Here is a 13,145-nt window from a genome sequence, read left to right as displayed (position 1 = left end):
CGCCCCGGCAGGCCGGACCCCGCCGCCGACGGGAGCGCGCCGGCCGCCGCCTTCAGGAGAGCGCGCCCGGGACCGTGGACCCCGGCCGGCGAACCGGCGACCGCGGTGCCGTCGTGGCTGGTCCCGCGGTTCCTTCCCGGGCTTCGGCCGGGAGACCCCCGGCGCCCCCTCCGGGGCGCCCCTTCCGCACGCGCGACCCGGCGCCCGTTTCTCGGCCAGGCGAGCCCGGCGGGCGCGCGGGTGAGACCCTGGCGCGCGGTACCTTCTCCTCACGCCGATGAGGAGAGTGAACGTGAGCAAGTTCGTGCGGCCCGCCGCCGAGGGCGCCGACCCCTTCGGCACCGCCCGCCTGCGCCGCGGTGTCCTCGACGCCTGGGCCACCAGCCCCGCACGGTTCCGGGAAGACGCCAACGCCGAGGAGGACCTGGTCCTCGGGGGGTACCGGGACCGGCTCGTCGTGGAGCTGGCTCAGAACGCGGCGGACGCGGCCGCCCGCGCCGGGGTGCCCGGACGGTTCCGGCTCACCCTCCGCGACGGCGTCCTGTTCGCCGCCAACACCGGCGCCCCGCTGGACGCGGCCGGCGTCGAGTCCCTCTCCACCCTGCGCGCGTCCGCGAAGCGGGGGGACGGCGAGGGGGCGGTGGGGCGGTTCGGCGTCGGCTTCGCCGCCGTGCTGGCCGTGACCGACGAACCCGCGGTCGTGGGACGGCACGGTGGCGTGCGCTGGTCCCTGGCAGAGGCCCGCGAACTGGCCGAGGAGACCGCCCGGCACAGCCCCGGGCTGGGGGACGAGATCCGCCGGCGGGACGGCCATGTCCCGCTCCTGCGGCTCCCGTTCGCCGCCGAGGGCACCGCCCCGGACCCGTACGACACGGTCGTGATCCTGCCGTTGCGGGACACCGCGGCCGCCGATCTCGCCGAGCGCCTCCTCGACGCCGTGGACGACGCCCTGCTCCTCGCCCTCCCCGGTCTCGAAGAGGTCGTGGTCGAGAACGCCGACACCACCCGCACCCTGCGCCGCAGCACCGACGGCGCGCTCACCGTCGTGGCGGACTCGCAGCACGGCACGACCCGCTGGCGCACCGTCTCCGCGCACGGCCCGCTCACCCCCGACCTGCTCGCCGACCGGCCGGTCGAGGAGCGGCTGCGGCCGCACTGGTCGCTGACCTGGGCCGTGCCCACGGACGGCCAGGGCGCCCCCGACCGGCCGCGCACCGCAGCCGTCGTACACGCCCCCACCCCCAGCGACGAGCCCCTCGGCGTGCCCGCCCTGCTCATCGCCTCCTTCCCCCTCGACACCACCCGCCGGCACGCCGCGCCCGGCCCGCTCACCGACTTCCTGGTGCAGCGCGCGGCCGACGCCTACGCCGAACTCCTCGGCGACTGGCGGCCGGTGGGGGAGGGGATCATCCACCTGGTGCCCGGCCCGCTCGGCAAGGGCGAGCTGGACGGCGCGCTGCGCCAGGCGATCCTGGAGCGGCTGCCGCGCACCGCGTTCCTGCCGCCCGCCGTGGCCAGCGACGACTCCGACCTCCCGGAGGCGCTGCGGCCGCGGGACGCCGAGATCGTGGAGGGCGCGGGCGCGGAGACCGTCCGGGTCCTGGCCGAGGTGCTGCCGACACTCCTGCCCGCCGGTCTCGAACGCCGCGTCGAGCTGCGCACCCTCTCCGTCGCCCGGCTGCCGCTCGCCGACGCCGTCGACCGCCTGGCCGGTCTGGAGAAGGACCCGGACTGGTGGTGGCGGCTCTACGACAGCCTCGCGGGCGTCGACCCGGAGCGGCTCTCGGGGCTGCCGGTGCCGCTCGCGGACGGCAGGACCACCATCGGTCCCCGGCAGGTCCTGCTGCCCACCCCGGACGCGACCGCCATCGACCCCGAGACGCTCGCCCGGCTCGGTCTCAAGGTCGCCCACCAGGACGCCGCCCACCCGCTCCTGGAGAAGCTCGGCGCCCTCCCCGCGAGCCCCCGCGCGGTCCTCACCACCCCGCAGGTACGGGCCGCGGTCGCGGCCTCGCTGGACGACGAGGGGGGCGTGAACTGGGAGGAGGACGCACCGGACGCCGAGGAGCTGGCGGAGACCGTGCTCGCGCTGGTCCGGGACGCCGGTCTCGAGCCGGGTGACGAGCCCTGGCTGGGCGCGCTGGCACTCCCCGACGAGGACGGCGAGCCGGCCCCGGCCGGTGAACTGGTCTTCCCCGGCAGCTCCTTCGCCCGGGTGATCCGGGAGGGCGAACTGGCGGCAGTGGACGCCGAGCTGGCCGAGAAGTGGGGCGAGGGACCGCTCGCCGCCTGCGGGGTCCTCGCGAACTTCGCGCTCGTCCGCGCCACCGACGTCGTCCTGGACCCGGACGAACTGGAGCCCCGCGAGGGCGACTTCGCCGAACCCGACGACGCGGGCCTGCTCGACGCCGTCGACGTCTGGTGCGAGGACATCCTCGACCGCTTCCCCGAAACCCCCGTCCCGCCGGTCGCCACCGAGCTGATCGCGGTCCGCGACCTCGACCTCGTGGCCGAGGACCACTGGCCCGAGGCCCTCGCCCTGCTCGCCCGGCCGCCGCTGCGCGACGCCCTCACCCAGCCGGTCCGCATCCTGCTGCCCGACGGCACGCACGAGGTCGTACGGCCGTACACCGCGTGGTGGCTGCGCGGGCACCCGGTCCTCGACGGCCGCCGCCCGGCCGGCCTGCTGGCGGCCGGCGGCGACCCGCTGCTGCGCGGCCTCTACGAGGAGGCCGACGCGACCGGCTTCGAGGACGAGCAGGTGCTGCGGGCGCTGGGCGTACGGACCTCGGTGGCCGCCCTTCTCGACGAGCCCGGCGGCGCCGCCGAACTCCTCGACCGCCTCGCCGACCCGGACCTCTCCGTCACCGGCGCCCAACTGCACGCGCTGTACGGCGCGCTGGCGGACCTGGACCCCGAGCAGGTGACCCTGCCGGACGAGGTGCGGGCGGTGACCGACGGCCGGGTGGAGGTCGTGGACGCGGCGGACGCGGTGGTCGTCGACTCGCCCGATCTGCTGCCGTTCACGGCCGGTGTCCCGCTGCTGCCGGTACGGCCGTCCCGGGCCGCCGAACTGGCCGAGCTGTTCCAGGTGCGGCGGCTGAGCGAGTCGGTGACCGGTTCGGTCGACTCGGAGGGCACGGAGCACGACGTCCCGGACCCGGTGCACGTCCTGCTCGGCCCGCGCACCCCGCGGACGTACGTCGAACACGAGGAACTGGTGGTCGACGGCGTCGAGATCGACTGGCGCCTCACCGGCGACGGCGTCCTGCACGCCGCGACCCTGGAGGGGGTGGCGGCCGGTCTGGCCTGGGCGGCGGGCCAGTGGCCGCGCCGCTTCGAGGTGGCGGCCCTCCTGGAGGACCCGTCCCGGACGGAGGAGCTGGCCCGGGACCGCTGGTTCGACTGATCTTCACAGGCCGGACACAACTTTCCGGACCCGTACAACCGTTCCCCCGCCTTCGAAGTCTGATCAGCGAGTCAGCAAGACTCGCTGATCAACTCAACGTGGGGAACTCATGCGTATACGAGTCTTCGGAGCCTGTGCCACGGGCGCCCTGGCCCTCTGCGCGGTCGCGGTGCCGGTGGCCCAGGCCGACGGGGGGTCCGGTGACACCGCGATCACCAAGGTCGTCGTCGACGGCGACAACAAGGTGGTCGTGGGCACGTCCGGCGCGGTGACCGTCAAGGTCGCGGTGACGGCCAAGGACAACTCCGGTATCGCGAGCGCCGACAACTTCGCGCTGTCGGGACCGGACTACGGCTTCTTCACCACGTCCAAGCCGACCTGTGTGGCGGCCAGTTCGACCACCTCGACCTGCACCGCCAGCGTGAAGATCGACCCGAAGGTCGACTATCTCAGCAACGCGAGCGCCGGTACCTGGTACGTCGACGCATGGGTCGACGCCAAGGACGGGGACTTCGTCTGGCTCCAGAAGGCGGGCTCGTTCAAGTTCCAGCGCGCCGCCAAGCTGACGGCCAACGCCACGCCGGAGCCGGTGAAGAAGGGCAAGACCCTCACGGTCACCGGCAGCCTGACCCGCGCCAACTGGGAGTCCCTCAAGTACGGCGCGTACGGCAGCCAGTCGGTGCAGCTGCAGTTCCGCAAGAAGAGTTCCAGCACCTACACCACGCTGAAGACCGTCAAGGCCACCTCGGCGGGCGCCCTGAAGACGACGACCAAGGCGACCGTGGACGGCTACTACCGCTACTCCTTCGCGGGCAACGGGACCACGGGCGCGGTCAGCTCCACCGGCGACTTCGTCGACGTGAAGTAGCCCTCCGCAGGTCCGGTCACCCCCCCAACCCCCCACGCCTGCTCTTCTCATCTCTTCTCTCCGAGGAAGCACATGCGTATGCGCGTCACCGTGGCCGCCGTCTCCGGCGCCCTGGCCCTCTCCGCCCTCACCGTGCCGGCCGCACTGGCCGCCGGCGGCACCTCGTACAGCCCGGCCGACCTGGCGAAGCTCGTCCAGGAGCACCAGGGCACCGTCGGCCGCTCGGCGTACACCTCGTCCACCGCGGACGACGCCGGCGACCCCTACCCGCTCGACCTGACCTTCTCCGCCGTGACGGTCAACAAGGGCAAGCCGCTCGTCGCGGGCACCACGACCCACGGGACGTTCCCGGTCACCTACACGGTGACGCACGGCGCGGACGTCGACATCCACGCCGACGACTTCCTGATGGACGTCGAGATCTACCGTGGCAGCGTCGACGACCCGGCGAACGTGCTCTACGGCGACGACTTCCCGACCTGCACGGACACCTCGGCGACCACCGCCACCTGCAAGGGCACCATCGACATCTACGCGGACGACGAGCTCGCCAACGCCGACGCCACCTCGTGGAAGGCGATCGGCTTCGCGATCGCGCTCAACGGCCAGGACCCGACCGGCGACGACTGGAGCAAGATCGGCTACGCCGAGCAGGACAACCTGGCCACCACCAGGCTCCAGCGCCTGTCGAAGCTGTCGGTCGACGCCGCCCCGGAGCCGGTGAAGAAGGGCAAGACCATCACGGTCACCGGCAAGCTGTCCCGGGCCAACTGGGACGACGGCAAGTACCACGGCTACGCCGGCCAGTCCGTGCGGCTGCAGTTCCGCAAGAAGGGCAGCACCACCTACACCAACGTCAAGGGCATCAAGTCGTCCTCGACCGGCACCCTGAAGACGACCACCAAGGCGACGGTGGACGGCTACTACCGCTTCTCCTTCGTCGGCACCTCCACCACCCCGGCGGTCAACGCGACGGGTGACTACGTCGGCGTGAAGTAGCAGCACCGGGAGTAACCCCAAGGAGACGTAATCCGGTCGCAAAGGAAATAAAATCTGGCCGGATTACGTCTCGCCCGTACAACCTCGCGCATGCCTCGTGGATCTGATCACCCGAGTCAACAGACTCCCTAGATCACTTGGGCCTCGCGCCCACTGTTCCCACTGGGGAATCCATGCGCATTCGTGCCACCGTGGCCGCCGTCTCCGGCGCCCTGGCTCTCTCCGCCCTCGCAGTCCCGGCCGCACAGGCCGTTGGCGACTCGGGCACGCCGTACACGCTGAACGCCAGTTTCTCCAGCGTCTCGATCGCCAAGGCGGTCAAGGTCGGTACCTCCGCCGAGGTCACCGTCAAGTACACGTACAAGCTGACGCACGGCGCCGACGTGGACATCACCGCGAAGGACTTCTACACGGACGTCTTCCTCTACAAGGGCTCCTACAGCGACTCCGCCCCCGAGCTGTACGGCGACGCCGACTCGGCCACCTGCACCGCCACCTCCTCGACCACCGCCACCTGCGCCGGCGCGATCAACATCCACCCGGCCGACGGCGACCTGGAGAGCGTCTGGGCCGGCAGCTGGAACGTGGCCGCCGAGGCCGTCGCCTTCAACGGCCAGAGCCTGACCGACCCCGACCTGAGCAAGGTCGGCTACAAGGACCAGAGCGGCCTCGCCACCACCCTGGTCCAGCGCGCGTCCAAGCTGACCGCCAACGCCACCCCGGAGCCGGTGAAGAAGGGCAAGACCATCACGGTCACCGGTTCCCTGACCCGGGCCAACTGGGACACCGGCAAGTACGCCGGCTACGGCAGCCAGTCGGTGAAGCTGCAGTTCCGCAAGAAGGGCTCCAGCACCTACACCACGCTGAAGACCATCAAGTCGTCCTCCACGGGCGCCCTGAAGACGACGACCACCGCGACGTCCGACGGCTACTACCGCTTCTCCTTCGCGGGCACCTCGACGACCCCGGCGGTCAGCGCCACGGGCGACTACGTCGACGTGCAGTAAGCCCCTTTAGGGGCGCGGGGCTGTATTTGATGTGCGGCTTCGCCGCGCGGGCGCGACCAGCCCCCACCGGGCCCGCGCGGTTCCCCCCACCGTGACCACCGCATCACACCGGATACTTCCGCTCCACCCACTTCCAAAGAAGCTCCAGCACGGCCGACCCCACCACGGCGATGCCGACGGCAGTCCACGGCATCGCCACCCCCACCAGCTTCAACGCGAAGAAGCTCTGCAGCGCGGGCACGGCGAGCACGAACACGAAGGCCAGGCCCATCGAGGCCACCAGGGCCACCCGCCACCACGTGTACGGGCGGGCGATGATCGCCAGCACCCACATCGAGATCAGGAACAGGGTCAGGGTCGCGGCACTGGTCTCGGCGTCCAGGGACCCGGTTCCCGTGTAGTAGTGGCGGGCGATCAGGTACGTCACGAAGGTCGCGACGCCGGCCACCACACCCCCCGGGACCGAGTACCGCATCACCCGGCGGACGAAGTGCGGCTGGGCCCGTTCCTTGTTCGGCGCCAGGGCGAGGAAGAAGGCCGGGATGCCGATGGTCAGGGTGGACAGCAGGGTCAGGTGCCTCGGCAGGAACGGGTACTCGACCTGCCAGCAGACCACGAGCACCGCGAGCAGCACCGAGTACACCGTCTTGACCAGGAACAGCGTCGCGACCCGGGTGATGTTGCCGATCACCCGCCGCCCCTCGGCCACCACCGAGGGCAGCGTGGCGAAGCTGTTGTTGAGCAGCACGATCTGCGCCACCGCCCGGGTCGCCTCCGACCCCGAGCCCATCGAGACCCCGATGTCGGCGTCCTTGAGGGCGAGCACGTCGTTCACGCCGTCGCCGGTCATCGCGACCGTGTGCCCGCGCGACTGCAGAGCCCCCACCATGTCCCGCTTCTGCTGCGGGGTGACCCGGCCGAAGACGGTGCCCGAGTCGAGGGCCTCGGCCATCTCGCCCGGCTCGGCGGGCAGCCGGCGCGCGTCCACCGTCGTACCGCTGAGGCCGAGCTTGGCTGCCACCGCACCCACCGACACCGCGTTGTCGCCGGAGATGACCTTGGCCCGGACGTCCTGGTCGGCGAAGTAGCGCAGGGTGTCGGCGGCGTCCGGGCGGAGCCGCTGCTCCAGGACCACCAGCGCGGTGGCGCGGGCCCCCTGCGACACCTTCGGGTCGTCGAGGTCCCGGCCGGCGCGGGCGAGCAGCAGCACCCGCAGCCCCTGCTCGTTGAGGCGCACGGTTTCGGCCAGGGCCGGGTCGTCGGCGCCGAGGAGCACGTCCGGCGCCCCCAGCAGCCAGGTGCTCAGCTCCCCGTCGCCCTCGCTGAAGGTCGCCCCGCTGTACTTGCGGGCGGAGGAGAAGGGCAGCGACTCCACGCACCGCCAGTCCTCGCTGTCCGGGTAGGCGTCGATGATCGCCTGGAGGGAGGCGTTGGGGCGCGGGTCGGACTCGCCGAGCGAGCCCAGCACCTTGCGTACGTACGTCTCGTCGACCCCGTCCAGCGCCCGCAGCTCGGTGACGTCCATCCCGCCCTCGGTGAGGGTGCCGGTCTTGTCGAGGCAGACGGTGTCGATCCGGGCGAGGCCCTCGATCGCGGGGAGTTCCTGGACCAGGCACTGCTGGCGGCCCAGCCGGATCACGCCGATCGCGAAGGCGACGGAGGTGAGCAGGACCAGGCCCTCGGGGACCATCGGGACGATGCCGCCGACCGTGCGGGCGACGGCGTCCTTGAGGCCGTTGTTCTTCACGACCAGCTGGGTGGCGACCAGGCCGATCGCGGCCGGGACCATCATCCAGGTCACGTACTTGAGGATGGTCGAGATACCGGAGCGCAGCTCGGAGTGGACGAGCGTGAACCGGGACGCCTCCTCGGCGAGCTGCGCCGCGTACGCCTCCCGGCCGACCTTCGTCGCCGCGAAGGCGCCGCCGCCGGCCACCACGAAGGAGCCCGACATCACCTGGTCGCCGGGGCGTTTGACGACCGGGTCGGCCTCACCGGTGAGCAGCGACTCGTCGATCTCCAGCCCGTCCGCCTCGGCACACACCCCGTCCACGACGATCTTGTCGCCGGGCCCGATCTCTATGAGATCACCGAGCACGATCTCGTTCGTGCTCACCTCCACGGCGGCCCCGTCCCGGCGCACGGTCGGCCGTGACTCGCCGATCACCGCGAGCGAGTCCAGGGTCTGCTTCGCCCGCCACTCCTGCACGATGCCGATGCCCGTGTTGGCGAGGATCACGAAGCCGAACAGGCTGTCCTGGATCGGCGCCACGACCAGCATGATCAGCCACAGCACGCCGATGATCGCGTTGAACCGGGTGAAGACGTTCGCGCGCACGATCTCGCCGAACGAGCGGCTGCTGCGTACCGGTACGTCGTTCACCTCGCCGCGCGCGACCCGCTCGGCGACCTCGGCGGTTGTCAGGCCGGTCGTCCGCACGGGCGCCGGCAGCGGTACGGGATGCACAGGGTCGAGCTCGGCGCCCGCGTCGATGTGCTGCATGCATTCGACGGTACGTGCGGATTTGCGCGTTCACCTGCCGAGTGCCCGGAAGATCCGACCAGGGGAGGACCGAACTCGTGCGCAGGTTGTAGACGCCGACACGTCTTGCCCACCCACCCGCCCGACTCGGTGAGCTGAGAAGTCACCTCGAAAGAAACGGAGCCCGCTGGCGCAGCGCCCCGTCAGGGGCGCTGGGGGTCCCCCCGGCCGAAGGCCGGGGGAGGAACTGCGCGACCAGCCACGAGGGCGGCGCGGTCGGCAGTCAGCAGTCGGCAGGCACTTCCGGCGGAGCGCGCAGCCCGTCCCTTCCTGCCTCGCGGTGATTCCCTACTCGGCCGCCGCACCATGCGCCTTGATCGCCGCGTCCCGTCGCTTCACGTAGTACACGCCGATCAGGCCGAGGCCGCCGCCGGCCAGGCAGGTCCAGATCCACCAGGTGTGGCCGTGGTCGGAGTACCAGCCGTAGAAGGGGAGCTGCGCCAGGAAGAGGACGAACCAGATGATCGTGCCGCCGATGATCGTCGGGACGACAGGGCCCTCAAGGGGCTCGGGTGCCTCGTGCTGAGGGGTCCACTTCGCCATGGCGCTCAGCTTACGCACCTGCGGGGTCTACGCGCGGAGATAGCGAAGTAGGCATCATATGTTCATACTGAAACCGTTTGTGTTTGACCACTTCTGATCGTAGGAACATCCAATGTCGAGCCCGGCTTCCACTCAGGCCCCCGCCCCCGAACAGCCGGGTGCGACCCCCGCGTACGGCGCGCTGGACCGTTACTTCAAGATCTCCGAGCGGGGCAGCACCCTCGCCCGCGAGGTACGCGGCGGCTTCGCCACCTTCTTCGCGATGGCGTACATCATCGTGCTGAACCCGATCATCCTCGGCAGCGCGAAGGACATGTACGGCCACCAGCTCGACCACGGTCAGCTGGTCACCGCCACCGTCATCACCGCGGCCTTCACGACGCTGCTGATGGGCGTCATCGGCAACGTCCCGATCGCCCTCGCCGCCGGCCTCGGCGTGAACTCCGTCGTCGCGCTCCAGCTGGCCCCCCGGATGTCCTGGCCGGACGCCATGGGCATGGTGGTGCTCGCCGGCATCGTCGTGATGCTGCTGGTCGCCAGCGGTCTGCGCGAGCGCGTGATGAACGCCGTCCCCTACAGCCTGCGCAAGGCGATCTCGATCGGTATCGGCCTGTTCATCATGCTGATCGGCCTGGTGGACTCCGGCTTCGTCACCCGCATCCCGGACGTCGCCCAGACCACCGTCCCGCTCCAGCTCGGCGCCGACGGTCACCTCAACGGCTGGCCGGTGCTCGTCTTCGTGCTCGGCGTGCTGCTCACCCTCGCGCTGATCGTCCGCAAGGTCTCCGGCGCGATCCTGATCTCGATCGTCGCGATGACCGTGCTCGCGCTGGTCATCAACGCCGTCGCGCACGTGACGACCTGGGGCCTGACCGTCCCGAAGTGGCCCGGCAACCCGGCCGCCACCCCGGACTTCGGCCTGCTCGGCAAGGTCAGCCTCTTCGGCGGCTTCGACAAGGTCGGCGTGCTGACCGGCATCCTGTTCGTCTTCACGGTCCTGCTGTCCTGCTTCTTCGACGCCATGGGCACGATCATGGGCGTCAGCGACGAGGCCAAGCTGACCGACGCCCAGGGCTACATGCCGGGCATCAACAAGGTCCTCTTCATCGACGGTGTCGCGGTCGCGGTCGGCGGTGCCAGCTCCTCCTCCGCCACCACCTGCTTCGTCGAGTCGACGGCCGGCGTCGGCGAGGGTGCCCGCACCGGCTTCGCCAACGTCGTCACCGGCGGGCTGTTCACCGTGGCGCTGTTCCTCACCCCCGTCGCCACGATGGTCCCGTCCCAGGCGGCCACCCCGGCGCTGTTCGCGGTCGGCTTCCTGATCCTGGCCGGTTCGATCAAGGAGATCGACTGGGCCGACCACACCCTCGCCATCCCGGCCTTCGTGACCATGGTGATGATGCCGTTCACCTACTCGATCACGAACGGCATCGGCATGGGCTTCATCACCTTCGTGGTGCTGCGCCTGGCCGCCGGCCGGGCCAGGGAGATCCCGGTCGCGATGTACGTGGTCTCGGCGGTGTTCGCGTTCTACTACCTGATGCCGGCGCTGGGTCTCACGTGACCCTGACCTGGTCGCCGTAGAACCTCTCCGTCTCCTCGACGGCGGCCGAGAACCGTTCGTCGAAGTCGTCCCGAATGAGCGTCCGGACCACGTAGTCCTGGACGCTCATTCCTCTTTTCGCCGCATGACACCGGAGCCGTTCGAGCAGCTCCCCGTCTATCCGCAGGCTGAGCACACTGGTCCCCATGCATACGAGGGCGCCACATCCGCGCGCCCGATGCGTCACTTTCCGGTTCTGACTCACTCGGAAGGGTGACGCGATGTTTTCCGGGGGGTGCCCCCGGACTCCCGGGTCCAGTGGCCGAGGTCACGGGCATATCGGCGTGTCCGAGTGGTCTTTAGGTAGAGTAATGAGTTACTCTAAAGAACATGCCGGACCTTACCCATGGCGACGACGCGGCCGCCGTGAACTCCCTCCGCTCCGCCGTGATGCGACTCTCGCGACGGCTCAAGCACCAGCGGGTCGACGAGTCACTGAGCCCCACCGAGATGTCGGTGCTGGGCACCCTCTCCAACTGCGGCCAGGCCACCCCCGGTGAGCTGGCACGCAAGGAGCACGTCCAGCCGCCCTCGATGACCCGCATCGTGGCGCTGCTGGAAGCCAAGGGACTGGTCCGGCTGGAGCCGCACCCCGAGGACCGGCGCCAGAAGGTCGTCACCAGGACCGAACAGGCCGAGACGATGCTTGAGGAGAGCCGTCGCAAGCGCAACGCGTTCCTGGCCGGCCTGGTCGACGGCCTCGACGAGGACGAGTGGGCGAAACTGCGCGCCGCCGCCCCCGTGCTGGAGAAGCTCGCACACCTGTAACAGCCGATAGAAGGAGGAGGCGAATCCGTTTGAGTACGGGACCCGGAACACCTTCCGCCCCCGCACCGACCGCCCCTACTACCCCCGCAGCCCGCAGCTCCTCGATGTTCAGCTCGCTGAAGGTCAGGAACTACCGGCTGTTCTTCGCCGGCCAGGTCGTCTCGAACATAGGCACCTGGATGCAGCGCATCGCGCAGGACTGGCTGGTCCTGAGCCTCACCGGCTCCGCGACCGCCGTCGGCGTCACCACCGCCCTGCAGTTCCTGCCGATGCTGCTGTTCGGCCTCTACGGCGGGGTCCTGGTCGACCGCCTCAACAAGCGGCGTGCCCTCCTCGTCACCCAGACGTCGATGGCCCTCACCGGCATCGCGCTGGCGCTGCTGACCCTCTCCGGCCATGTCCAGGTCTGGCACGTCTACCTCGCCGCCTTCGTCGTTGGCCTCGCCACGGTCGTCGACAACCCGGCCCGCCAGTCCTTCGTCTCCGAGATGGTCGGCCCGGACCAGCTGCAGAACGCGGTCAGCCTGAACTCCGCGAACTTCCAGTCCGCCCGCCTCGTCGGCCCGGCCGTCGCCGGCCTCATGATCACCGGCGTGGGCACCGGCTGGGCGTTCCTCTTCAACGGCCTGTCCTTCGTGGCCCCGCTCGTGGGCCTGCTGCTCATGCGCGCACGTGACCTGCACGTCGTCCAGCGCACCCCGAGGGGGAAGGGGCAGCTCAGAGAGGGCCTGCGCTATGTCGCCGGACGCCCGGACCTGACCTGGACCATCATCCTGATCGGGTTCATCGGCACCTTCGGCTTCAACTTCCCGGTCTACCTCTCCGCCTTCGCGGACGACGTCTTCCACGCGGGCGCCGGCTCCTACAGCCTCTTCAACACCCTGATGGCGGCCGGCTCCCTGGCCGGCGCCCTGCTCGCGGCCAGACGAGGCACGGCCAAGCTGCGCGTGATGCTCGCGGCGGCGGTCGCCTTCGGCGGCCTGGAGCTGGTGGCCGCGACCGCCCCGTCCCTCTGGCTGTTCTCCCTGCTCATGGTCCCGATCGGCATGTTCGGCATGACGGTCAACGTCACCGCCAACACCACCGTCCAGATGGGCACCGACCCGGCCATGCGGGGCCGGGTGATGGCCCTCTACATGATGGTGTTCATGGGCGGCTCACCCATCGGCGCGCCCATCGCCGGCTGGATCACGGACACCTACGGCGTCCGGGCGGGCCTCGCCGTCGGCGGCGCGATCGCCGCGGCCGCGGCGGTCGTCATCGGCCTCGTCCTGGCCCGGGTCGGCAACCTCCGCCTGTCGGTCGGCTGGCACGGCGGCCACCCCCGGGTCCGCTTCGTCCCGAGAGAACAGCAGGAAGAGCTCGCACCGGCCGCGTGAGCCACGAACGCGTACGGCGACCGGCCC

The 13,145-nt window shown here is 70.7% G+C and carries 10 protein-coding genes; 7 read left to right on the top strand and 3 right to left on the bottom strand.

The window, feature by feature from the left end; translation table 11 throughout:
• Positions 1-292 precede the first annotated feature (292 nt).
• From ACFZB3_RS18760 to ACFZB3_RS18745, 4 genes are all read left to right on the top strand, one after another.
• The gene (locus tag ACFZB3_RS18760) at positions 293-3,409 is read left to right on the top strand and encodes a sacsin N-terminal ATP-binding-like domain-containing protein (protein WP_391376734.1); all 3,117 of its coding nucleotides are present in this window, start codon (positions 293-295) and stop codon (positions 3,407-3,409) included.
• 109 nt (positions 3,410-3,518) lie between these two features.
• Positions 3,519-4,277, top strand: coding sequence for a calcium-binding protein (locus ACFZB3_RS18755; RefSeq protein ID WP_391376733.1), 759 nt, complete (start codon positions 3,519-3,521; stop codon positions 4,275-4,277).
• Between the two features lie 72 nt (positions 4,278-4,349).
• A complete protein-coding gene (locus ACFZB3_RS18750; RefSeq protein WP_391376732.1) occupies positions 4,350-5,276 on the top strand; it encodes a hypothetical protein in 927 nt (308 codons plus the stop codon).
• A gap of 173 nt (positions 5,277-5,449) precedes the next feature.
• Positions 5,450-6,283 carry a hypothetical protein gene (locus tag ACFZB3_RS18745; protein ID WP_391376731.1) on the top strand — a complete coding sequence of 278 codons (834 nt, stop codon included), beginning with the start codon at positions 5,450-5,452 and terminating at the stop codon, positions 6,281-6,283.
• Between the two features lie 103 nt (positions 6,284-6,386).
• Here ACFZB3_RS18745 and ACFZB3_RS18740 read toward each other — a convergent pair whose 3' ends face one another.
• The gene (locus ACFZB3_RS18740; RefSeq protein WP_391376730.1) at positions 6,387-8,786 is read right to left on the bottom strand and encodes an HAD-IC family P-type ATPase; all 2,400 of its coding nucleotides are present in this window, start codon (positions 8,784-8,786) and stop codon (positions 6,387-6,389) included.
• A gap of 327 nt (positions 8,787-9,113) precedes the next feature.
• Positions 9,114-9,368, bottom strand: coding sequence for a DUF2530 domain-containing protein (locus ACFZB3_RS18735; protein ID WP_391376729.1), 255 nt, complete (start codon positions 9,366-9,368; stop codon positions 9,114-9,116).
• Between the two features lie 112 nt (positions 9,369-9,480).
• On the opposite strand from ACFZB3_RS18735, the gene ACFZB3_RS18730 reads away from it, so the two are divergent.
• Positions 9,481-10,932, top strand: a complete 1,452-nt coding sequence (locus ACFZB3_RS18730; RefSeq protein WP_391376728.1) for a solute carrier family 23 protein — start codon at positions 9,481-9,483, stop codon at positions 10,930-10,932.
• Here ACFZB3_RS18730 and ACFZB3_RS18725 read toward each other — a convergent pair.
• Positions 10,925-11,119, bottom strand: coding sequence for a ribbon-helix-helix protein, CopG family (locus ACFZB3_RS18725; RefSeq protein WP_362591441.1), 195 nt, complete (start codon positions 11,117-11,119; stop codon positions 10,925-10,927). The two genes, ACFZB3_RS18730 and ACFZB3_RS18725, sit on opposite strands and share 8 nt — an antisense overlap.
• A 182-nt stretch (positions 11,120-11,301) precedes the next feature.
• Between ACFZB3_RS18725 and ACFZB3_RS18720 the strand changes: the two genes are divergently transcribed.
• Both ACFZB3_RS18720 and ACFZB3_RS18715 read left to right on the top strand, forming a co-directional pair.
• Positions 11,302-11,739 carry a MarR family winged helix-turn-helix transcriptional regulator gene (locus ACFZB3_RS18720; RefSeq protein ID WP_390640340.1) on the top strand — a complete coding sequence of 146 codons (438 nt, stop codon included), beginning with the start codon at positions 11,302-11,304 and terminating at the stop codon, positions 11,737-11,739.
• A 29-nt stretch (positions 11,740-11,768) separates the two neighbouring features.
• Complete coding sequence (locus tag ACFZB3_RS18715) at positions 11,769-13,118, top strand: MFS transporter (RefSeq protein WP_391376727.1); 1,350 nt, start codon at positions 11,769-11,771, stop codon at positions 13,116-13,118.
• Positions 13,119-13,145: the final 27 nt, after the last annotated feature.

It is taken from the genome of Streptomyces sp. NPDC008092 (genome assembly GCF_042957285.1).
In the GTDB taxonomy this organism is placed as follows: domain Bacteria; phylum Actinomycetota; class Actinomycetes; order Streptomycetales; family Streptomycetaceae; genus Streptomyces.
Note: the sequence above shows the minus strand (reverse complement) of the source record. Positions and strands in the feature narration are given on the sequence as shown.